Below are 21,901 nucleotides of genomic sequence, written 5' to 3' on the forward strand. Positions count from 1 at the left end.
TGAGAGAAAACTTCGTAGCAGCTCATTTTCCATTTGCAGACGTTTTATGGTTTGTTCCTGCGTTTTCGACTTTTCTGTAGGTCGTCCCTTGGGTAGCGGCGCCGCATGGCGAAGTTCCACCTCCTTGCGCAGACCGCACCAGCTTTGGATGGCATATCGACTGATTCCATATTGTCTGCTTAATTCGCGTATGCTAATCCCTCTACGATACCCCTGGACTACTATCTCTTTCATCTCCTGGCCATACCGTAACATCCCTTTCTTCCCTGACATGACAAAGCCTCCAGTCGTAATTCTATCCTACGACTGGAGGCTTTGTCTTTCAATGTCCGTTTTTCCTGCTCCGGTTCACAGTCGGCCAAGCTTTTTTATTTTAGAATTGACAGCCATTTAGCCGATAGCAGTTGTGGGTGCTTTTTTCACACGGGGGGAAGGGATACTGCCGGTCAGCAAGCGTCCAAGCCAGGGAAGATGAGTACTGAGCCTTTGAGTAAATAGGCTAAGCAAAAGACTAAGCAGCAAGGTAGCCAGATAAAAGAGAATAGTGGCCTTGGCCGTAAACAAATAGCCGGCATGATTCATATAGTAGGAGAGGCAGTACATGACAAAAGGATGGACCAGGTAAATGAAATAGGAATGTTTTCCTAATGAATTCAGCAGGGCGGAAATAGCTGCCGGCCAGTGCTCTTTGCTGAAAATCATGAACCAGAAGAAAGTAGAGGAAACGGTATATAAAACACCAATGGGACCTAATTGATGATTGGTGCAGACCGCTTCTTCCGGAGTGTAGCCTTTGGCGAACAGCAGGTAGTAATAGTATAGCATGATAGCTCCGAGGGTAATAGCAAAGAAAGCGGTTACGTACCGGCGCTGATAGGTCAATATCGTTTTGAATGAGTCAAAGCGGAGTGCACAGACAGCTCCCAGAATGAAAATAAAGAAATAGTGGGCAATCCAATAATTCATCCGATAATCGACCAAATCGTGAAATAGCGTACCGGTGGGAGGCGGGACCAGCAAATAGCTGGAGTAATAATTAAATAGAATTTGCAAGGCCAATGCAATTAGTAAATTGGTAAGGGGATTCTTTAAAATATAACGCAGCAGAATCCGCCATAAAGGCATCAAGGCATAAAACCATAGTAATAAGACCAGAAAGTATAGTTGGTAAGAGGCTAGGCCGAAGAATAAATATTTAAGCAGCACAGGGATTGACCACACGGCAAGGTTGTGGCTGATGACTGAAATATAAACAAGATAAAGCAGTGACCAGATCAGGTAAGGGATACCGACGGTCTTAAGTCTTTTTTTCATGAAAGCCGTATAATTTAAAGGTGCGGTCAGATCTTTTTGGTGTAAAAACAGACCGAAAGCAGAAACAAAAAAGAAAATGGGGACACTAAACCGCGAGGCAATCTCCAATAAACCGAATAGATGGATGTTGACATGAGGATTACTTAAAGAATAGGCTCCCGTGTGGATACCGATCACTCCGAGCATGGAAATGCCGCGAATATATTCAAGTGCGGGAATTCGTTGAGTGGACATATACAATACCTCCTATGCGGGCAGTCCTGTAACGATATATAATTTTAACAGATTTCTCTGTAAAATCAAAGAAGTAAAGAAATGTCTAATTTATAGCAAGAAATGCGCCACTCTTTTTGTATAATGTTACAAAAAACAGGCGATATCTTAATATTGCGAATTTTAATCAAAGTATTGTCAAGGTTTTCGATATATGTTATAGTCTAATTAAATTAAAAATGGTTCAGAAAACTAAGCAAAGTGGCTTATAAACAGAAATGTTTATAAGCCTTTTTTTGTTAGTTTATGTATAGTTCTTGCCTATTTTATAAAATCATATGCTTTATGATGAACAAGCAAAGAGGCTTGTGGATATAGTGTTGTCCACGAGCCTCTTCTGTTTTTCGGCAAGATCGGTGACATGAGCCATAAACATTCTCTTTATTCAGGATTTCAAGCAAAAAAGGAGTGGATGTCTATGAAAATTAGCGGAAGAAACAAATTGCCAGCAACGGTGAAGGAAATTATCAAAGGTTCTGTTATGGCTAAAGTGGTTATGGATTATCAGGGAGTCGAGTTAGTGGCTGCCATCACGGTTGATTCAGTTGAAGATTTGAAGCTGGTTGTTGGCGATAACGTGACCGCTTTGATTAAAGCAACTGAAATGATGGTTATTAAATAGAGCTGATTCTTTTAAGGGGGTGAGTCCTAAAGCTAAGGTGATAAAAAAGAAACCTTCATAAATATTTGCGGTATTTATGAAGGCAGAACAATCCGAGTCCATTGTGCATGGATTCAGTTACTCTTTTAAATATTATAATGCACAACATTTTCTTTTTCAAGTCGAAAGTTGAAGTGAAAAATAATCGATTGATATGGAGGTAAAGATATATGAGACAGGTAGCGATTTACGGTAAAGGCGGTATTGGTAAATCTACGACTACGCAGAATACGGTGGCTGCTTTAGCAGAGGCCGGTAAAAAGGTAATGGTTGTCGGCTGTGACCCGAAGGCTGACTCCACTCGGTTATTGCTTAACGGTTTGTGCCAAAAAACCGTTCTTGATACATTGCGTGATGAAGGCGACGATATTGAATTGGACGATATCTTAAAACCAGGGTTTAGAAGTACCATGTGTGTCGAATCAGGTGGACCCGAACCGGGCGTTGGTTGTGCCGGACGTGGGATTATTACCTCGATTAACCTGTTGGAATCGCTCGGTGCCTATACGCCTGATTTGGACTATGTGTTCTACGATGTTCTGGGGGACGTTGTTTGCGGCGGGTTTGCCATGCCGATCCGGGAAGGCAAAGCCCAGGAAATTTACATTGTTGCCTCCGGTGAACTGATGGCTCTCTATGCAGCCAACAACATTTCTAAAGGTATTCAGAAATATGCGCAAACTGGCGGTGTGCGTTTGGGCGGTATTATCTGCAACAGCCGGAAGGTTGACCGAGAACTGGATTTATTACAGGCTTTTGCTACTGAGCTGGGTTCGCAGCTTATCCATTTTGTACCCCGTGACAATGTTGTGCAAAGAGCTGAGATCAATAAAAAGACGGTTATCGACTATGATCCTAAAGAAGGTCAGGCAGATGAATACAGAAAATTAGCTACGGCCATCAATCAAAATAAAATGTTTGTTGTGCCTAAACCGATGACACAAGACCGTTTGGAAGAGTTGATGATGTCCTACGGGATTCTGGGGTAATGAAAGAAATAGCTTAATAGTAGAGGAGAAGATAATCTATGTTATTAGTTAGAGCTATCGTAAGACCGGAAAAAAAGGACGAAGTCTTGTATGAGCTTTCCACAGCCGGCTTCCATGCCGCTACGGTATTTGATGTTGTAGGTCGCGGCAAGCAAAAGGGAATTAAAGTTGGTGGTATCGTGTATGATGAAATTCCCAAGGTTATGATTATGACTGCCGTACGTGATGAGGATAGAGACGATGTGATCAGTGTCATCCTGCGAGTTGCTAAAACCGGTGAAAATGGAACTTTCGGCGATGGGAAAATATTCATATCTCCGATAGAGGAAGCCTATACGGTATCGACTGGCAAAAAAGGCTTATAGGAGGTATTGGGAATGAAAGAGATCATCGCAATTGTGCGCATGAATAAAACCAATGCGACGAAAAAAGCACTGATTGAAGCCGGTGCGGCAGGTTTCACTGCTACCAAGGTAGTTGGCCGCGGGAAAATGGTTGTGGATACCTCTACGATTGAAGATCGCAAAAGAGAATTGCTATCTATGACGAGTGAGGAAGACCGGGCAAATGCCGAAGTATTAATTGAAAGTTTTTTGAACGGTGCCCGATTGTTCCCGCGACGGATGTTTAATATCATGGCCCATGACCAAGATGTATCTAACATTGTAGAAGCAATTACGGTTGCCAATAGGACCGATAATCATGTTGGTGACGGAAAAATATTTGTCTTACCTTTAGGTGATGTTGTTCGTGTGCGTACCGGAGAAACCGGAGACGAGGCTATTTAAGTAAGGTAAAAGGGGGGAGAAGCATGGCAGTTACCGAGAAAGATTTGCAAGAACTATTTGAAAAGATGCCGAGTAAAGTGCAAAAAAACCGGCGTAAACATATTTTGATTAAAAATGGTGAAATCGAAAATCCGGAAATTGAAGCGAATACCCGTACTATTCCCGGTATTATTACCAACCGCGGCTGTGCTTATGCCGGTTGTAAGGGTGTTGTTCTAGGTCCTATTAAAGATATGGTTCATATTACCCATGGGCCGATTGGCTGTGCCTATTATACCTGGGGCACCCGCCGCAATAAAGCGAAACGGGAGGATCATATTAAAAATTTCGTTAACTACTCTTTTTCTACCGATATGCAGGAAAGTGATATTGTGTTTGGCGGGGAGAAAAAATTGACCGCTATGATTGATGAAGTGGTAGAAATTTTACAGCCTAAGGCCATTACCATTTCCGCTACCTGCCCGGTAGGGTTAATTGGTGACGATATCAATGCCGTAGCCAGAGAGGCGCAGAAACGTCATGGCATACAGGTCCTGGCTTTTAGCTGTGAAGGATATAAAGGGGTCAGTCAGTCGGCGGGACATCATATTGCCAATAACAGCTTTGTGGAGCATGTTATCGGCAAAGGTGAGCAGGAGGAAGCACCGGCAAAGTTTTCGATAAACCTCTTAGGCGAATACAACATTGGCGGCGATGGCTGGGAAGTGGAACGTATCCTTAAGGATATCGGTTATCATGTTGTGTCGGTGATGACTGGCGACGGTTCCTGGGAACAGATGCGCAATGCACATGTAGCAGAACTCAATCTGGTGCAATGCCATCGGTCCATTAACTACATTGCGGAAAAAATCGAGACTAAATATGGAACTCCCTGGCTTAAAGTTAATTTTGTAGGCATTGAGTCAACAATAAAGAGCCTTCGTGATATGGCGCTGTATTTTGATGATGCAGAACTCACTGCCAGGACGGAAGCCGTTATTGCCCGTGAAGTGGCTCGTGTACAGCCGATTATTGATCAATACGCCAAATTGTGTCAGAATAAAACCGCTTTTTGCTTTGTTGGCGGTTCGCGGGGGCATCACTTCCAAGGATTGTTCCGTGAATTAGGCATCGAAACCATCTTGGCCGGTTATGAATTCGCTCACCGTGACGACTATGAAGGCCGCGACGTCATTCCTAGTATTAAACCCGATGCCGACAGCAAGAATATTCCGGATCTTCATGTAGAAGCAGATCCGAAGCGGTTCCGGCTGAAAATGTCGCCGGAAAAGCTGGCCGAGCTTAAGCAACGGATTCCTTTAAGCGATTACCCGGGAATGAATGTCGATATGAGAGAAGGCCATATCATTGTCGATGATTTGAATCATTTTGAAACAGAAGAATTTATCAAATTGCTGAAACCGGATATTTTTTCTTCCGGTATCAAGGATAAGTATGTAGTTCAAAAGATGGGTATACCGGCAAAACAACTGCATTCCTATGACTATAGCGGTCCTTATGCCGGATTTAACGGTGCGGTGAATTTTGCCCGTGACGTTAGCATGGGTTTTGCTTCACCGACCTGGAACTTTATCACTCCACCCTGGAAAAACAGTCCGGCTTTGTCGGGGGAAATGAATGAAGGAGGCGACAAATAAGATGCTTGATTATACACCGAAAGAAATAAAACAACGTCCAAGCGGCGCCGTCATCAATCCCGCCAAGACCTGTCAACCTATTGGCGCTATGTACGCAGCGCTTGGCATAAAGGGCTGTTTGCCTCACAGCCATGGGTCGCAAGGGTGCTGCTCCTTTCACCGGATGCATTTAACCAGGCATTTCCGTGATCCCATCATGGCGTCTACTAGTAGCTTTACCGAAGGGGCTTCTGTTTTTGGCGGCGGTGCCAACTTAAAAACAGCCATAAAAAATGTTTTCACCTTATATAATCCGGATGTCATGGCGGTCCATACTACCTGTCTGTCTGAAACGATTGGCGACGATATTCCTACGATTATCAAACAATCGGAAATTCCGGAGGGGAAAGTGGTATTCCATGCCAATACGCCAAGCTATCAGGGATCTCATATTACCGGCTTTTCCAATATGACGAAAGCCATGGTTATTTACTTTGCACAAGCCTCGGAAGGCCTTAAAAAGGAACAGATAAATATTATTCCCGGCTTTGTTAATCCCGGTGATATGCGTGAGATTAAAAGGATCGTAAAAGCTATGCAGCTTAAATTCATTATGTTTCCTGATACATCAGGTGTAGTAGATTCACCGATGACGGGTAAATTTGAAATGTACCCCAAGGGCGGCGTTACCCTGGAAGAATTAAAAGATGCCGGAAACTCAAAAGCAACCCTGGCGCTAGGCCGGTTTGCTTCTCAGGATGCGGCGGATCAACTGGAGAAGAAATGTAAAGTACCGGCAGTTTCTTTAAAAACTCCAATTGGTGTAAAAGCTACGGATGATTTTCTTATGGCATTACGGTCTGCTTTTGCTGCGGAAATTCCTTATGAGCTGGAAGAAGAACGCGGGCAGCTCGTTGATATCATGACCGATACGCATTTCCATTTCCATGGTAAAAAAGTTGCCGTTTTTGGTGATCCTGATGTTGTTACAGGTCTGACCGAATTCCTGCTGAGTCTGGGTATGCTGCCTGTGCATGTGTTGACCGGTACGCCGGCCGGCGCCTTAGGTTCCGGATTGGCCGGTTTTGAAAATGAAATCCAGGGTATGCTGAAAGCAGCAGGGGTGAAGGCTAATGTGAAAGCACCAGGTGATTTGTTTGAACTCCATCAATGGATTAAGAATGAACCTGTCGATTTGCTCATTGGCAATACCTATGGCAAGTATATTGCCCGCGCTGAAGATATTCCTTTTGTACGCATCGGTTTTCCCATTTTAGACCGCAGTGTTCATTCCTATCTGCCGATTGTCGGCTATCGCGGGGCCATGCGGATTGTGGAAATGATCAGCGGCGCTTTACTGGACCGAGCCGACCGGGATGCGGCTGACGAGGATTTTGAATTGGTTATGTAATAGCTGTAATCTATGGGTACAGGGGAAACTTGCTTTCCTGTACTCATAGACTATCAGGCGAATAGCAACGGAAAGGATGTGACAGATGGTGAGTGAGGCGGCCGTTATACGCGACAGGGAAGATTTTATAACAATTAAAGGAAAACAAAAAAAACAGCTTGCTTGTGATGCCGACAGTATCGCGGGCTGTGTCAGCCAGCGGGCCTGTGTATATTGCGGAGCCAGAGTAGTCCTTAATCCGATTACTGATGCAATCCATCTGGTGCATGGTCCAATCGGCTGTGCCAGTTATACCTGGGATATCCGTGGCAGTCTTAGTAGTGGCGAGGATCTGTATCGCAATAGCTTTTCCACCGATTTAAAAGAACAGGACGTTATCTTTGGCGGTGAAAAAAAGCTGGCAGCCGCGATTGATGAGCTGATTGCTAAGCATAAGTCGGCCAAACTGGTTATAGTATACTCTACTTGTATCGTAGGCGTCATTGGTGACGATTTGGAGGCTGTCTGCAAAGCGGCAGCCCAAAGGCACAATATTGAAGTTATTCCCGTGCAGTCCAGTGGTTTTATCGGCAACAAAGCGGCAGGTTACCGTGCCGCCGGAGAAGCTCTGTTGCGTTTAATTCATCCTGGTGATGTCAAACTGGCAAAACAGGAAAAAACGATTAATTATCTGGGTGACTTTAATTTGGCCGGTGAAGCCTGGATTATTAGAAAATATCTGGAAGAAATTGGTGTCAAATTAAATGTGGTATTTACCGGTGATTCGAACTATGAAGATCTGAAAAAGGCAACCGGTGCTTCTCTAAACATCATTCAATGTGCCGGTTCGATGCATTATCTGGCTGCTAAGATCGAAGAACTCTATCAAATTCCTTATCTGAACGTTTCATTTTTAGGATTGGAGGATACGGCAGATTCACTACGCCGGATTGCCCAAGCCTTTCATGATCCCGCTATGCTGGAGAGGGCCGAACGCCTAATAGCCAGAGAACTGGCAGTGGTTAAGCCTCAGATAGATAGTTATCGAGGCAAACTGGCCGGAAAGAAGGCGGCAGTCTATGTCGGCGGCGGTTTCAAGGCGATTTCATTAATTAAACAGTTTCGTGAAATCGGCATGGAAGTAGTCATGATCGGGACACAGACAGGGCGAAAAGAAGAGTATGAAACAATTGACAAGCTGGTTCAACAAGGTACGGTTATTTTAGATGATGCAAATCCTGCCGAACTGGAACGGTTTATGGTTGAGCAGGAAGCAGACTTACTGGTTGGCGGTGTGAAGGAAAGGCCGTTGGCCTATAAGCTAGGTAAGGCTTTTGTTGATCATAATCATGACCGTAAGCATCCGTTAAGCGGTTTTGTCGGAGCCGTGAATTTTGCTGCGGAAGTTTATTCCACCGTATGTTCGCCGGTCTGGAAATACATTAAAGCATAGCAAGGAGGGAAACAGATGACAATTGCACGAAATGTAAATGAGAATCCATGCAATATGTGTATGCCCATGGGTGGTATTATTCCGTTTAAGGGAATAGAAAACGCCATGGTTATTATACATGGCTCTCAAGGGTGCAGTACCTATATGCGCCGGCATATTGCCGAACATTTTAATGAACCGGTGGATGTAGGCTCTTCCTCGCTAAATGAAAAGGGTACGGTATACGGTGGCGAAAAAAACTTAACACAGGCTTTGGATAATATTATCCGAGTATATCAGCCTAAACTTATCGGTGTGCTTACTACCTGCTTGTCCGAAACGATTGGTGAAGATATTGAGCGAATTACAGCCGAATACCAACTGACAAAAGACCGGGAGGAACTGGCCATTGTTGCCGTACCCACACCGGGTTATGGCGGATCGCATACGGAAGGTTACCTTCTTGCCTTAAAAAAAATCGTAATGAAGCTGGCGAAAAAAACGGCCAGAAAACATAATAAGGTTAATATTATCGTGCCGCATATCAGTAGTGCCGATGTCCGGGAGATAAAAAGGATTTTGCAAATGATGGATATTCAGTATACGCTGTTTCCTGATGTTTCCGATACACTGGACAGACCATTGGCCAAACCGTATACGAAAATACCGGCAGGTGGAACTCCCCTTGCTGAAATAGAAGCAATGCCGGGAGCTATTGCAACCATACAACTTGGTGTTACGATGGATGATGAGCTATCACCGGGAAAATATCTGGAAGAAGAGTTTGGTGTCCCTCTGTATAATGTGCCGATTCCGATTGGTCTGGAGAACACAGACCGGTTTATGACAGCTTTAGGTCAAATCACCAATCACTCCTACTTACCGCCAAACATAGAAGCGGAACGGGGGAGATTGCTGGACGCTATGGTGGATTCACATAAATATAATTTTCAGGGGCGCAGCGTAATTTTTGGTGAACCGGAGTTGGTATACGCTGTGAGTAAAATTTGTTTTGAAAATGGAGTATTTCCTGTTGTGATTGGCACCGGCAGCCGCAATAACAAGTTTGCGGAACTAATAGAAAAGGACAGGGCAGAAGTCGATGCACCGCCAGTTATTGTATTGTCTGCCACTGATTTCGTAACACTCCGCCGTGAGGCTAAGAACGCAGGAGCCAACATTGCCATTGGACACTCAGATGGAAGATACATTGAAGAACATGAAAAAATTCCGTTGGTAAGATTGGGCTTTCCCATTCATGACCGTGTAGGGGGGCAACGACTTTTGTCAGTTGGTTATACGGGAACGGCTATGTTCTTAGACCGGATCACCAATACTCTGCTGGCAGAAAAACGCCGTTCTTATAGAAAGTCCATGTATGAAAACTTTTATCAGGGTTTGGAGCAGCCACTGGCCTGCGATATGAATTGAGGTGAGAAAGATGTCTTGCAAATGTTCAGACGAAAATAGTAATTCCGAAATCTTACAGCAAAAAACACAACAACATCCCTGCTATTCTGCCGGTGCACATCGTAGATACGCCCGTATGCATATACCGGTAGCTCCGGCCTGTAATATCAGCTGTAATTACTGTAACCGGAAGTTTGATTGTGTTAATGAGAGCCGGCCGGGAGTGACAAGCGAGATTCTTTCTCCGGAAGCCGCAAAAGAGAAATTCTTAATGGTAAAAGAAAAAATTGAAAACGTAACGGTTGTCGGGATTGCCGGACCGGGGGATGCTCTGGCCAACTGGCCGGCAGTAAGGAAGAGCATTGCACTGATCAAAGCGGTTTCGCCGGAAACTACCTTTTGCTTGTCGACCAATGGCTTGATGCTGCCCGAGTACGCTGAAGAAATAGTAAGCAGTGGTGTTCGTCATGTAACGGTAACGGTTAACTGTTTGGAGCCTGAAATTGGAGCTAAGATTTATAAATCGGTAACTTATCAAGGTGAAACGTACAGCGGAGAAACCGGTGCAAGGTTATTAATCGGCAACCAATTGGCAGGCGTGGAATACTTGGCGAAGCAAGGTGTGCTGGTCAAGATCAATATTGTCATGATCAAAGGGATAAACGATCAGCATATTCCCCTGATAGTGAAAAAAGTAAAAGAATTAGGCGCCTTTATTACCAATATTATGCCCTTGATTCCAGCGCCAGGTAGTGTTTTTGAAACCTACTCGCAAACAAGCATGAAAGACATTAATGAAATGCGTAATCTATGTCAGTTGGATATTCAGCAGATGAGACACTGTCAGCAATGTCGGGCTGACGCGATTGGCCTTCTCAAAGAAGACCGGTCTACGGAATTCCGCACCTGTCAATCGGAAGTCGGTTCCGAGGTAAATGAGCTTGTTCCTGAAACTAAACTGTTCAAAATTGCCGTGACCTCCAAGCACGGCAAACTAGTCGATCTTCACTTTGGCCATGCCACGGAGTTTTTAATTTTTGAAGGTGACGGTTCTGTTTTTAAACAGACTGAGGTTAGAAAGTCAGCTAAATATTGTTTAGGCATGGAAGAATGTGACGAAGAAATGGCAAGACGGAAAATGATTATTCAAGCCATTGCCGACTGTGATGCGGTACTGACTATGCGTATTGGCTATAATGCGCAAGCGATGTTGAAAGAGCATGGAATTGACAGTATTGAATATTGCTATACAGTGGAAAGCGGTTTGAAATTTGCGGTTGAACAACTTACCTTAAAAAAAGTGATATAAATCAATGATGGAGGATGAACATGAACAAACCTAAACGCCATATATTTGTCTGTACCAGCTCGCGGATGACCGGACCGGCAAAAGGGTTTTGCCTGACAAAGGATGCGGTTGGTGTAGTAGAAGCCTTTATGGAAGAAATCAGGGACCGGGATCTTAGTGGTGAAGTGTTTATTTCCAATACAGGTTGTTTTGGTATCTGCGAACAGGGAACGATTGTCGTTGTCTATCCTGACAATGTATGGTATGGTTCGGTTACGCCTGACGATGTAGAGGAAATTATGGATGAGCATATTGAGGGCGACTCGATTGTGCAGCGTTTGGCGCTATAAGGAAGTTAGTTTAAGGAGGCGAATTTGATGGCTAAGGAAATTGCCGTACTGGTCAACGAGCGGCAGGTAACGGCAGGAATTAATGAACCGGGAATTTTAGTAGTTTATGCCAAAGAAAATACAGTATGGACTCCCGTCCGTCAAATGTCGGTCTCTTTTGATTACGGGCAAGGGTTAGTCGGGTTGCGAAAAAAAATGACAGAACTGATTGCCTTTTTGCAGCAATGTAAAACTTTTATTGCCTTAGCCGTACAGGGTGTTCCTTACTTTGAACTGGAAAAGGCTCAGGTTAATGTGTGGGAGATTGAGGGAAAACCGGAAAGCTTTCTGGATGAAGTCTGGGAGCGGGAACGGGAGTTGGCCACGCAAAAAATTACGGTAGTTAAGCCCAGTGTGGAGTCCTTCATTGAAGAACCTTCCTGCGGACATTATTTTGTAAACTTAACAAAAGTCCAGCAGAATAATGCCGGCGTTACCTCCAAACAAGTACTATTGCCGCTGCTGCGTAAAGGAAAGTTTGAGACTATTGGTATACAGTGTAAACATATTCCCCCCTGGCTGGAAGCCGAACTGATGGAAAAAAAGCTGAATTATACGGTGGAACGTATTAATGCCAATGAGGTGAAAGTAAATATTAGCAGCAGAGGCTGATTTTGAATTTTATCAGGGTATTGTCAAGAGTTTCGATATATGTTATAGTCTAATTAAATTGAAAATTATTTGGGGAAACTAAGCAAAGTGGCTTATAAACATCAACGTTTGTAAGTCTTTTTCTGTTAATTTATGTATAATGCCTGTATGGTTATAAAGTCATATGCTTTATATAAGCAAGCAAAGAGGCTTGTGGATAATGTATTATCCATGAGTCTCTTTTGCTTTTTGGTAGCCATCGTTACAAACAGATGCTGCCCCTGGTGCTCCCACCAATCTTGAAACTAGAAATTGCTGACGATCAACATTCCGCATCCTTCGTTGTCGTCAGTCGGCATACTGGCGATATGTCTTTTGCCTCCGTACCGGCTGACCAAATTCTGCCTCGCTATCGGCTTCTTATTTCAAAGTTGGTAAAGTACTAGCTTATAAGCCAGGGCTGAAATTCTGATCCAATTAAGTGAAATTTTAATTGTCAGGATTTTCGGTAATTGGAGTGATAGTTGTGAATAAACCTGTCATTTACATGGACCAAACAGTTAATGAGGGGCTGAGAAGAAATATACGATCTGCTAACTTGCAATTGATGCTTAAAGCGATAAAAGAGTTGCAGGTTGGTTATATTGATGTTGTCGTTTCCGATTGGGAGAAAAGCGGGCTTCGCTCTTGCAACATGGCAAACTATTTTTTTCGTGGCAATATAAGACCTAATATGCATGAATTATATAAAGCCTATCACTTGGGGTTTGATAAAATTAGTATTTTTTGCCCCCATGTGTCACGAAAAAGCAACAGTAAAAAATTGTATCCCTTATTAGAGGCCGCCACACGGCTTAATCTGGATATTTTTCTGCACATTGAAAATGCGGCGCAGATTTCTGCGGTTGATATAGATTTTTATCTTAAATTATTGGTTAAATTCAATATAAAGTCGTTCATTTATGGTGATAAAGAAGGCCGGCTTGACTCTTTTCAGGTTTATGAGGCTTTGAACTATATGGCAAAAGTTATTCCCTGCTCTTTGGAGTTTCATGGGCATAATATGTATGGCATGGCTACCTCGAATGCTTTAGCAGCAATCAGAGCCGGTGTTGGAAGGATTGCTACAGCGATTGGTGGGGTGGGGGAACGTGGGCACGCTGCAATGGAAGAAGTCCTTCTGGGCAGCAAGCATTTACTTAAAAAAACTGTCGATATTGATGCGTCCTTGGCAAGCAATTGTGCTCATATTCTGGCTTGCATGGGGCTTAAAGTCCCGGTTAATAAAGCAATTATCGGCACCGGCATCTTTACCCATGAATCCGGTTTGCATGTCGATGGTGTTGTGAAAGATCCTTCCTTATATGAAGCTTTTTCGCCGGAGGAAGTTGGCTTGATACGAAAACTGGTTATTGGCAAACACTCAGGTTCCGTATCTTTACGAGTCAAACTCCAACAGATGAATATTCAGGCAACCGACGAAGAAATCAGGGCATTGCTGCCTAAAATACGAAAACTTGCCGTGTTGCAAAAAGGAAATTTGGGGGAAGAGCAAATCAGAAAAATCTACGATACGGAACTCGCGCGAGATCAATGAAGGGAGAGGTGAGGAACTAATGACGCAGACAGTGGAATTTGTGGACACAACACTTAGAGATGGAGAGCAGGCAGCAGGCGTTGCATTTTCCATAAAGGAGAAAGTTCTGATTGCGCGGGCACTGGATCAGGCCGGCATTAGCTGGATTGAAGCCGGAACTCCGGCCATGGGAGAAGAAGAGCAAGAGGCAATGCGGGCCATTTTATCTGCTCGTTTGAAAGCAACAGTGTTTTCTTGGAACAGGGCAAGAAGAGAAGATATATTAGCATCGGTTCAATGCGGCTTTTCTTTTGTCCATATTTCAGTACCTGTATCGGATTTTCATATTTACAACAAATTGAAAAAAAACCGGGATTGGATTATACTGCAATTAAAAGATATGATTCGTTTTGCCAGGAGCTTTGGCTGTACGGTATTTGTCGGAGCCGAAGATGCTTCCAGGGCTGACCGGGAATTTTTTCTACAAGTTGCTCATACAGCGGCAAAATGGGGAGCTAAGCGGATTCGGTTTGCCGATACAGTCGGATGTCTGGAACCGTTTACTACTTTTTCTGTGCTAAAGGAATTGAATGCTTCCTGTCCATTGCCGATAGAATTTCATGCCCACAATGATTTTGGGCTGGCAACGGCAAATACGGTAGCAGCCTGCAAAGCAGGAGTGCAATATGTGAGCACTACTATTGCCGGCATTGGTGAGCGGGCAGGTAATGCTGCACTGGAAGAAATAGTTGCCGCTTTGGCCGTATTTGGAAACACGGCTCCTTTCATCAGGACTAAAGCCAGTAATCGCCTGGCAATGATGGTTTCACCTTATAGTTTTCCCTATAAACCGGTCATTGGCAGTCAAATGAAGGGTTTGAAATATGAGAAATACGTAAGTAAAAAAAGAGACGCCGGATAATAAGGCAGAAGAGGCGGGAAGAGTGATGGAGTTATTAGCACCAGGAAGCGTTGCGCCGGACTTTTCTTTATTGGCTTCAAATGGTCAGCAGGTAAGTTTACGGCAATGGCTGGGAAAAAGTGTTGTTTTGTACTTTTATCCCAAAGATAATACGCCGGGATGTACGCAGGAAGCTTGTGAGTTTCGGGATGCACAGAGTCAACTTGAAGCAAAACAGGCGATTATTTTAGGTGTTAGCCGTGATCCTATAACAGCTCATACTAAGTTTATCGGTAAATTCAATTTGCCTTTTTTGCTATTGAGCGATCCGGATGGCGTTGTTGCAGGGCAGTACGGCGTGTGGAAGGAAAAAAACATGTATGGCAAAAAGGTTATGGGCATAGAGCGCTCAACGTTCATTATTGACCCGCAAGGCGTTATTTCTCATGTTTTTCGCAAAGTTAAGGTAGCTGGACATATTGAACAGGTGTTAAAGTTGCTTTGAGTGTAAAATAAAAAGTAGGGGCGCGATGTGCACCCCTACTTTTTACAGTTTAATTCCGATAAAATCGCCCGAAGCGAAAGGATTGTTTTCTATTAATTGCTCAGGCAAAATATCAAAATGCTTAAAAAACTTCTTTGCACCGACATAAGCGCCTTTGGTTGCATAACGGATAGGAAAGGAATTGACGTTTTGTTCGCCTAGGGGGAGCAAGCCCACCGTACGAGTTTCCTGATCATAGCCTATCATGCAGAATGGACTGTTGTTTAACAGTTCCGTTGCAAGTTTATTAAAAACAATGCGGCCATTGGGCCTTAATTCAATTCTGGGCTCGATTAATTTTGATGATCGTTCTTTATGCGGTTCAAACAGGGTAAATGAATATTCCATAATGACACTCCTTACTTTTATTAATATGTATTTAATAAAAGTATGCTCAAAATATTAATTTTATAAACAATCTTTTAAATTAATTTTATGTTTTTTTATAAGTAGGCTATAATACAAATATAGAAAATAGAAAAATATTAACTGGTCACAGGAGGTTATAAAATGAATCAGCAGCTCTGGTTATATTTTCTGGTAGTTATCCTGGGTGGAGCGATTGCCAAAGAATTGTTTGTAAATCCGTTTATGCTTGTTGTAATTGATTTGGCAATTTTATTGATCCTTTATTTGATATTATCCCGCTATCCCTTTGTGGATATAAAAAAGAGCATGTATTTCTTATCTTTTTTGACGTTTATCACCATATTGATGGATCTTAATATTGTACCGGGGATTCTTGGCTATATCATTATTTTGGGATTGCTGCTATGGATGATTTTCAGGCGAGACAGTGGAAATGGACCGAAACGGCCGCCGCTGCGCCATAAATGGCATAAATAATCATGGCTGCACTCATCGTGCAGCCATGATTATTTATGCAAAACTGAAGGGAAAGGAGCTGGGATTTTGAAAAATCACCGATTAACCCGAGCGGCCTTATTGTTGGCTTTAACGTTGCTATTTCAATCTTTGCGGCTATTGATTCCCATTCCTGCAGTTGCCACCACGTTTATTATCGGCAGCCTGGTCAATGCCTGTCTTTTACTTGCCGCATATTTTTCAGGCTTCGGTCCTGCGTTCGCGATTGCGGTCCTGGCCCCTGTTGTCGCTTATTTTCAGCAAATGCTGTTTGTGCCGATCTTCATTATTCCTGTTGCTTTAGGAAATATAATCTATATCAGTCTGTCTTTGTTTTTAATCAAGAGGAAAAACGGCGGAATAGGTATTGTGGTTGCCGCGTCTACTAAAGCCGTTTTTATGTTTGGTTCATGTACCTGGCTGGCTGCGTGGCTGATCTTACCGGAGAAAGTTGCCGCAGGGCTGCTTTTTGTAATGAGCTGGCCGCAAGCGGTCACCGGGATTGCCGGTGGGTGGATCGCATATAGTGCGGGGAAACGCCTAGGGGCATTTAGGCGTTAGGAAATATAAATCAGTTCCTTAGAGGATTCTGCTTAATAGTGGGCCGTTTTTCTTCAGCCAATTTCGCTCTTGACGGTAAGTTGGCGAGAACTTTTCCACCAGGGACCAGAACTTATGAGAATGATTAGGCTCGAGGAAATGACATAGCTCATGAATGACCAAGTAATCCATTACACTGGGAGGTGCCATTATAATCCGCCAGTTATAACTGACCGTGCCGGAGGAAGAGCAACTGCCCCAGCGGGTTTTTTGATCTTTGATGGAAATGCGTTTGGGGCAGACTTTAAGTTTGGCGGACCAACAAGATGTTCTATGGGCCAGCTGCCGGGCAGCTGCATGTCCATACCATTTCCTTAGTTGAGTGGCTATGTATTCTGGTGAGACTGACTGATCCGGTAATGCAATTACTATCTCCTGGCCGCTAATATAAACCGGTAGAATCGTATTGTTATAAGAAAAACGGAGCTGAAAGATTTCGCCTTGATAGAGGAGAGCAGCACCGTTCTGGATATGCTGATTAACCGGAATAGCGGATAATGCGGTCAATTGTGCGATGCGGGATAAAATCCATTTGCTTTTTTGCACTACTATTTTTTCGATAGTAGCCAGTTGGCAGCCTAAAGGAGCTACTATATCTAAAGAGTTGCTATTTGTCAGTTTAAGCTGTACCGTTTTGCGTTTTTTTTGATAGGTGATATGGCAAAGGAATGTCCTGTCTTCGAGCGTGATTGTTTTATCCATAATATCTCCTGTGATTTTATCGTAGGGTACCGAGTCTGAGGAGCTTTTATAATAGAGTTTTGCGTTAATGCGTTAAATCCTGCTGACGATGATTAATAAGTTGGACGCTGGTGAAGGGGATTTTTTTGATAAGTTGAATATATACACCATGATCCTAGATAATAAGCTGTAAATGGGGAAGGTTTTAATGAAACAAGAAAAACATATCTTAGCCGAAAATGATGATCTTTTCTTGGTAAAACGGGTTATTCAATATGAGACAGGTTTTGAACCGGGACTTGAACTGGTTGGGGTACGATATGAATTTTGGAATGCCCAATATAAAGATAAGTATGAGCGGGATATCATTGAAGAGCCGGTAGCTGGAAAGATTGTGCGCTATTGCCAGCTATATGCGCAATGCACTGATGAGGAGATGCTGGAGCTTTTTTCTAAAAAATCTGCAGCTATAAAGCGTGAATAAACATTCTTGGGATTATAGCAATTAAGAAACTTATCGTTCTTTTATTTGCCTGGTGTGGACTGACGTTGCTCTCGCAGCCGGCGTCAGTTTTGTTATTTGGTAGCTAAATAAAACAGAAGTTCTTTGACAGACTGCCAGGATTGTCTTATAATAAAATGCGAACGTATGTTCTTGGGAGGAGTGATGGAACATGACGCAGCAACGCTGGATTATTCATGCTGATATGGACGCTTTTTATGCTTCGGTTGAACAGCGGGATCATCCTGAATATCAGGGAAAACCGGTTATTGTGGGCGGAAAAAGCAATCGTGGTGTTGTGGCGGCTGCCTCCTATGAAGCAAGGCAATATGGCGTACACTCAGCTATGCCTATCATGGAGGCCAAACGACGTTGTCCGCAGGGAATTTATGTCGTTCCCCAAATTAGTAAATACGCTGAAATTTCGGCCCGGATTGTTCATATTTTCGCGGATTTTTCACCGCGGATTGAAACACTGGCCTTGGATGAAGCTTTTTTAGATGTTACCGGTATGGAATTACTATATGGGGATGTCATGCACATTGCCCGGCAAATCAAAAGCAGGGTGTATGCCGAGTTGGGGCTGATCGTATCGGTCGGTGTCGCTGTCAACAAATTTTTGGCCAAGTTGGCATCAGCTCACCGGAAGCCTGATGGGCTGGTGATCATTCGCCCGGGAGAAGAACTGGATTTTCTTGCACCGTTGCCGGTAAGCCGGTTATGGGGCGTAGGGGAGGTTACTGAAAAAAAGCTGAAGCTTCTTCAAGTCGACTCGGTGGGTAAATTAAGACAAATTGATCCCTATACGCTGGAACGCACTCTGGGTAAAGCTGCGATAGAGCTATACAATTTAGCATGGGGCCGGGATGAACGGCCGGTTATACCTGACCGTGAGGCAAAGTCGATAGGAAATGAAGATACTTTTGAAACGGATATTGAACAACCTGACGAAATTAGGACAAAGCTGCTCGATTTGGCGGAACGAGTCGGTTGGCGGGTTAGAAAAGAGGGCTTAGCCGGTAAAACGATTACCTTAAAGGTTCGATTTTCTTCTTTTCGTACCATTACCCGTAGTGTAACGTTACAAGACCCGGTAGCTTTGGATGAAGTTATCTATGAGATTGCATTACAATTAATGGACAAAATTATTGTTAAGGAAGGGATTCGCCTTCTGGGCGTGTCTGTGTCCAATTTCAGCCAGCGGTCAACCCAACTATGCCTGTTTAATGAAGTTACGGAAAAACGTGAAAAAATAGCTTCTACCATGGATGAATTGAAAGAGCGGTTCGGGACGGAGATTGTAAAACGTGGCCGGCTGTTTTAGGCATTTTGAGGCTTAGCCTGGGTTTAGTATAAGAAACGATGAAGCTATTATAGCTAATAATAGGATAATATAAACAAAGGAAGCAAGCAGCATTTTCCAGGGAGTCTGCGTACGAAATCCTGGCAATTTGCGCCAGTTGGGTAAAGGTTGTTCCGGGTCAAGTGCAAAGCTATGACCACAGCACGGGCAAACAGAAAATTCGAAGTAACTGACTGTACCACAAACAGGGCACTTCATACACAAAGCCTCCTTTTAGTACCTTGTATCACCTAAATACACGGATAATCTTTTTCCGTCCCCTTTGTTGCCGAAGCCTTACATATGTCCGATATGTAAGGCTCCACTTTGTGAATGAAAAAATCTTTACAATCTTATCCTAACTTTAAGTGATGCGAGATACTAGTGATAAATAGTTGTTGATTATAAAAGTTTTCCCGCCAGCCATTTTTCTAATCTTGCAAGAATATGTATGAATAACAAAAAAAGAGCTTTACGGCATTTCGTAAAGCTCTTAATAATCCTATGGCGACCCCGGCAGGATTCGAACCTGCGACCTTTTGATTCGTAGTCAAACGCTCTATCCAGCTGAGCTACGGAGTCAGTGATCAGCTACTTATATAGTATAATCTTTTTAAGTAAACTTGTCAATATAAATAATTGCAAATTGCCTAACCCCTAGCATAACCGTAAACATTAAGAGCTCTTTTCCTTAGCAAAGGAGAATAAATGAGAAACAGTCACAATTTGAAAGCCTTGATTTTTTAATTCTTTCGTCAGCCGTTTTATTGCTGCCAGTGATTGATCCGTAGTTATTGTAACGTTAATGATGTCGCCTGAAACAATGTGGCGCATGATTCCTGAAGGAGAATCCTTTCCCTTTTCCGGCCAGCCTGCTTCGTTGATCCCACGGATTATTCTCAGTTCAGGATTATACGCGTTTACTGCTTCTAAAACCGTATTTCCATAATAATGACAGGGTGGTTTCATGAGCAATGATTTTCCGGCCACTTGGCGTAACGTGGTATCGGCAATTACTATTTCTTTACGTATATCTTCTTCCCGCAATTCACCCCAGTATTGCCGCTTTACTCCGTAAATACCAAATTCATGCCCTTGTTTGACAGCCTTTTTGATCAATATTTTATTCTGAGCAATAATCTGTGACGGGTAAAAGAAGCTAAGCCGGACATTTTCCTGTTGGCAAAAATCGAGAATTTGATTCAGCTTTTCGGCATTATCTGCCCCTTCTATTGTTAGAGCAACTATGCTTTTAGATACTCGCATATGATCAATAGGAATGACTGCTGCGATACAAACATTAGAATGTAAGGCAATTAGAAAGAAAAATATAATACTGCCAATATATAAGTGTTTTTTCACGAGTTTAACCTCCGTAAACAGTGTCTCAATTTTAGTATTTCCAAGTCTGGCCCCGGACATACATTGATTAACATAAAAGAAAAAAATACATTGTTAAGGAGCTTGACAATCTTTTAGCTCAATGATAATATATTTACTGTACTAAGGAAGTGAATATTGCTTATGCCGAAGTGGCGGAATTGGCAGACGCACTTGACTCAAAATCAAGCGTAGTAGCCCTACGTGCCGGTTCGAGTCCGGCCTTCGGCACCAGAAAATCAAACCTTTCAAGGGTTAATCTTGAAAGGTTTTTTTATTTTTCATTTGCCAGCCAATCGTTTAAGCCTCTGACGGCAGAGAACAATGGACTACGGGGATTTTGAAAGAATGAATGCGAATAATACAGACCAACATTGCTTGGGAAGTAACGTTAGTTTTTATAAGAGAATTGCTTCTGATCGGAATAAATTGGAAATCGTCTTATTTGAGCAAGAACTATTAAGACTGAATGCCTAAGATAAATTGGGAGAGAGGTGGAAGGGGTATGCATTATTGCTCCAAGGTGAAAGATTCGCTTAACTTTACTCTTAGCGGCCGGGGCAAAAGGTAAACGATTTGCTTTACCAAATAGTGAGATACTGATCCATCAGCCGTCCATTTGGGGAGGGCTTCAAGGACAAGCTACGGATATAAAAATACATAGTGATTGGCTGGAGAAGACAAAAGAAAAATTAAATGAAATATATAGCCGGCTTACAGGTCAAACTATTGATAAAGTGAGAGCAGACATGGAGCGGGATTATTACATGACGGCCGAAGAAGCTAAAAATTACGGGCTTGTTGATAAAATCTTACTCTGTTAGCAGTGAAAACCTGTATGTGCATGCTGTGAAGCCGTCGAATAGAAGGCATAAGTTGATCTTTAGTCATCGTTGACGGGTGTCGTTTAAACTGTATTGAATAGCCTGTTGTTTGATGCAGAGCAAGACAAAAAGATTGACGAAATATGTTTCGGGTGATATAATTAACTTCGTTGTTAGAGGAGTAAGCCTCTACAAGGTAATATGGTGGCTGTGGTGAAGCGGTTAACACGCCGGATTGTGGCTCCGGTATTCGAGGGTTCGAGACCCTCCAGTCACCCCATAAAATTTTGGGGCGTAGCCAAGTTGGTAAGGCACGGGACTTTGACTCCCGCATGCGTTGGTTCGAGTCCAGCCGCCCCAGCCATGTGATCCACTAGCTCAGTCGGTAGAGCACCTGACTTTTAATCAGGGTGTCCCGCGTTCGAGTCGCGGGTGGATCACCATTTATTTAATTTAATATGCGGGAGTGGCGGAATTGGCAGACGCACCAGACTTAGGATCTGGCGGGTGACCGTGGGGGTTCAAGTCCCTTCTCCCGCACCAATA

Annotated in this window: 24 protein-coding genes and 6 tRNA genes; 24 read left to right on the forward strand and 6 right to left on the reverse strand. The window is 43.2% G+C overall.

Translation table 11 applies throughout. The features are described from left to right. Both BMW43_RS14115 and BMW43_RS14120 read right to left on the reverse strand, forming a co-directional pair. The coding region (locus BMW43_RS14115) for a hypothetical protein (RefSeq protein ID WP_091748857.1) at nucleotides 1–273 on the reverse strand (273 nt) is incomplete at its 3' end. A gap of 117 nt (nucleotides 274–390) precedes the next feature. Further along, entirely contained in the window at nucleotides 391–1,548 is a 1,158-nt protein-coding gene (locus BMW43_RS14120; RefSeq protein WP_091748860.1) for an acyltransferase, read from the reverse strand. A gap of 457 nt (nucleotides 1,549–2,005) precedes the next feature. Between BMW43_RS14120 and BMW43_RS14125 the strand changes: the two genes are divergently transcribed. From BMW43_RS14125 to bcp, 14 genes are all read left to right on the forward strand, one after another. Then, nucleotides 2,006–2,209: a TOBE domain-containing protein gene (locus BMW43_RS14125; protein WP_091748863.1), complete on the forward strand. Its 204-nt coding sequence runs from the start codon at nucleotides 2,006–2,008 to the stop codon at nucleotides 2,207–2,209. A 209-nt stretch (nucleotides 2,210–2,418) separates the two neighbouring features. Further along, nucleotides 2,419–3,237, forward strand: coding sequence for a nitrogenase iron protein (gene nifH / locus BMW43_RS14130; protein WP_091748866.1), 819 nt, complete (start codon nucleotides 2,419–2,421; stop codon nucleotides 3,235–3,237). 38 nt (nucleotides 3,238–3,275) lie between these two features. Then, the gene (locus tag BMW43_RS14135) at nucleotides 3,276–3,602 is read left to right on the forward strand and encodes a P-II family nitrogen regulator (RefSeq protein WP_091748869.1); all 327 of its coding nucleotides are present in this window, start codon (nucleotides 3,276–3,278) and stop codon (nucleotides 3,600–3,602) included. A 12-nt stretch (nucleotides 3,603–3,614) separates the two neighbouring features. Beyond that, nucleotides 3,615–4,025, forward strand: a complete 411-nt coding sequence (locus BMW43_RS14140) for a P-II family nitrogen regulator (RefSeq protein ID WP_091748872.1) — start codon at nucleotides 3,615–3,617, stop codon at nucleotides 4,023–4,025. 23 nt (nucleotides 4,026–4,048) lie between these two features. Further along, nucleotides 4,049–5,662, forward strand: coding sequence for a nitrogenase molybdenum-iron protein alpha chain (gene nifD / locus BMW43_RS14145; RefSeq protein WP_091748875.1), 1,614 nt, complete (start codon nucleotides 4,049–4,051; stop codon nucleotides 5,660–5,662). A 1-nt stretch (nucleotide 5,663) separates the two neighbouring features. Then, nucleotides 5,664–7,052, forward strand: a complete 1,389-nt coding sequence (gene nifK, locus BMW43_RS14150) for a nitrogenase molybdenum-iron protein subunit beta (RefSeq protein WP_091748878.1) — start codon at nucleotides 5,664–5,666, stop codon at nucleotides 7,050–7,052. Between the two features lie 85 nt (nucleotides 7,053–7,137). Then, nucleotides 7,138–8,484 (forward strand): nitrogenase iron-molybdenum cofactor biosynthesis protein NifE, encoded by a 1,347-nt coding sequence (gene nifE, locus BMW43_RS14155; RefSeq protein WP_091748881.1) that lies wholly within the window; start codon nucleotides 7,138–7,140, stop codon nucleotides 8,482–8,484. Between the two features lie 15 nt (nucleotides 8,485–8,499). Continuing rightward, the gene (locus BMW43_RS14160) at nucleotides 8,500–9,894 is read left to right on the forward strand and encodes a nitrogenase component 1 (protein WP_091748884.1); all 1,395 of its coding nucleotides are present in this window, start codon (nucleotides 8,500–8,502) and stop codon (nucleotides 9,892–9,894) included. A gap of 10 nt (nucleotides 9,895–9,904) precedes the next feature. Continuing rightward, complete coding sequence (nifB, locus tag BMW43_RS14165) at nucleotides 9,905–11,182, forward strand: nitrogenase cofactor biosynthesis protein NifB (protein ID WP_091748887.1); 1,278 nt, start codon at nucleotides 9,905–9,907, stop codon at nucleotides 11,180–11,182. 20 nt (nucleotides 11,183–11,202) lie between these two features. Next, complete coding sequence (locus tag BMW43_RS14170) at nucleotides 11,203–11,511, forward strand: 2Fe-2S ferredoxin (RefSeq protein WP_091748890.1); 309 nt, start codon at nucleotides 11,203–11,205, stop codon at nucleotides 11,509–11,511. 27 nt (nucleotides 11,512–11,538) lie between these two features. Next, complete coding sequence (locus BMW43_RS14175) at nucleotides 11,539–12,162, forward strand: Fe-only nitrogenase accessory AnfO family protein (RefSeq protein WP_091748896.1); 624 nt, start codon at nucleotides 11,539–11,541, stop codon at nucleotides 12,160–12,162. Nucleotides 12,163–12,634: 472 nt separating this feature from the next. Further along, nucleotides 12,635–13,738 (forward strand): homocitrate synthase/isopropylmalate synthase family protein, encoded by a 1,104-nt coding sequence (locus BMW43_RS14180; RefSeq protein WP_143050627.1) that lies wholly within the window; start codon nucleotides 12,635–12,637, stop codon nucleotides 13,736–13,738. Nucleotides 13,739–13,757: 19 nt separating this feature from the next. Continuing rightward, nucleotides 13,758–14,639, forward strand: a complete 882-nt coding sequence (locus BMW43_RS14185; protein WP_091748901.1) for a hydroxymethylglutaryl-CoA lyase-like TIM-barrel protein — start codon at nucleotides 13,758–13,760, stop codon at nucleotides 14,637–14,639. A gap of 25 nt (nucleotides 14,640–14,664) precedes the next feature. Continuing rightward, complete coding sequence (gene bcp / locus BMW43_RS14190; protein ID WP_091748903.1) at nucleotides 14,665–15,123, forward strand: thioredoxin-dependent thiol peroxidase; 459 nt, start codon at nucleotides 14,665–14,667, stop codon at nucleotides 15,121–15,123. A 42-nt stretch (nucleotides 15,124–15,165) separates the two neighbouring features. On the opposite strand, the gene BMW43_RS14195 is transcribed toward bcp, so the two are convergent. Beyond that, nucleotides 15,166–15,510 (reverse strand): hypothetical protein, encoded by a 345-nt coding sequence (locus BMW43_RS14195; RefSeq protein ID WP_091748906.1) that lies wholly within the window; start codon nucleotides 15,508–15,510, stop codon nucleotides 15,166–15,168. 162 nt (nucleotides 15,511–15,672) lie between these two features. Between BMW43_RS14195 and BMW43_RS14200 the strand changes: the two genes are divergently transcribed. Together BMW43_RS14200 and BMW43_RS14205 are read left to right on the forward strand one after the other, a co-directional pair. Next, nucleotides 15,673–16,008, forward strand: coding sequence for a hypothetical protein (locus BMW43_RS14200; RefSeq protein WP_091748909.1), 336 nt, complete (start codon nucleotides 15,673–15,675; stop codon nucleotides 16,006–16,008). A 66-nt stretch (nucleotides 16,009–16,074) separates the two neighbouring features. Beyond that, nucleotides 16,075–16,587: a hypothetical protein gene (locus BMW43_RS14205; protein WP_245732487.1), complete on the forward strand. Its 513-nt coding sequence runs from the start codon at nucleotides 16,075–16,077 to the stop codon at nucleotides 16,585–16,587. 18 nt (nucleotides 16,588–16,605) lie between these two features. Here the strand turns inward: BMW43_RS14205 and BMW43_RS14210 are convergent, their stop codons facing one another. Next, the gene (locus BMW43_RS14210) at nucleotides 16,606–17,328 is read right to left on the reverse strand and encodes a M48 family metallopeptidase (protein WP_091748915.1); all 723 of its coding nucleotides are present in this window, start codon (nucleotides 17,326–17,328) and stop codon (nucleotides 16,606–16,608) included. 187 nt (nucleotides 17,329–17,515) lie between these two features. Here BMW43_RS14210 and BMW43_RS14215 point away from each other — a divergent pair, with 187 nt between their 5' ends. Together BMW43_RS14215 and BMW43_RS14220 are read left to right on the forward strand one after the other, a co-directional pair. Next, nucleotides 17,516–17,791: a hypothetical protein gene (locus tag BMW43_RS14215; RefSeq protein ID WP_091748918.1), complete on the forward strand. Its 276-nt coding sequence runs from the start codon at nucleotides 17,516–17,518 to the stop codon at nucleotides 17,789–17,791. 190 nt (nucleotides 17,792–17,981) lie between these two features. After that, nucleotides 17,982–19,133: a DNA polymerase IV gene (locus BMW43_RS14220; protein WP_091748921.1), complete on the forward strand. Its 1,152-nt coding sequence runs from the start codon at nucleotides 17,982–17,984 to the stop codon at nucleotides 19,131–19,133. Between the two features lie 523 nt (nucleotides 19,134–19,656). On the opposite strand, the gene BMW43_RS14230 is transcribed toward BMW43_RS14220, so the two are convergent. Together BMW43_RS14230 and BMW43_RS14235 are read right to left on the reverse strand one after the other, a co-directional pair. After that, a tRNA-Arg gene (locus BMW43_RS14230) sits at nucleotides 19,657–19,733 on the reverse strand. 93 nt (nucleotides 19,734–19,826) lie between these two features. Continuing rightward, nucleotides 19,827–20,513: a polysaccharide deacetylase family protein gene (locus BMW43_RS14235; RefSeq protein ID WP_177173607.1), complete on the reverse strand. Its 687-nt coding sequence runs from the start codon at nucleotides 20,511–20,513 to the stop codon at nucleotides 19,827–19,829. A 164-nt stretch (nucleotides 20,514–20,677) separates the two neighbouring features. On the opposite strand from BMW43_RS14235, the gene BMW43_RS14240 reads away from it, so the two are divergent. The 6 genes from BMW43_RS14240 to BMW43_RS14265 all read left to right on the forward strand — a co-directional run bounded on the left by BMW43_RS14240 (nucleotide 20,678) and on the right by BMW43_RS14265 (nucleotide 21,898). Beyond that, nucleotides 20,678–20,765 (forward strand) — tRNA-Leu (locus BMW43_RS14240). A gap of 296 nt (nucleotides 20,766–21,061) precedes the next feature. Further along, a complete protein-coding gene (locus BMW43_RS14245; RefSeq protein ID WP_218140697.1) occupies nucleotides 21,062–21,355 on the forward strand; it encodes an ATP-dependent Clp protease proteolytic subunit in 294 nt (97 codons plus the stop codon). A 204-nt stretch (nucleotides 21,356–21,559) separates the two neighbouring features. Beyond that, a tRNA-His gene (locus BMW43_RS14250) sits at nucleotides 21,560–21,635 on the forward strand. An 8-nt stretch (nucleotides 21,636–21,643) separates the two neighbouring features. After that, nucleotides 21,644–21,719 (forward strand) — tRNA-Gln (locus tag BMW43_RS14255). 3 nt (nucleotides 21,720–21,722) lie between these two features. Continuing rightward, nucleotides 21,723–21,798 (forward strand) — tRNA-Lys (locus BMW43_RS14260). A gap of 17 nt (nucleotides 21,799–21,815) precedes the next feature. Beyond that, nucleotides 21,816–21,898, forward strand: a tRNA-Leu gene (locus tag BMW43_RS14265). The last annotated feature ends 3 nt before the right edge of the window (nucleotides 21,899–21,901 follow it).

It is taken from the genome of Propionispora vibrioides, from assembly GCF_900110485.1.
Lineage (GTDB): Bacteria > Bacillota > Negativicutes > Propionisporales > Propionisporaceae > Propionispora > Propionispora vibrioides.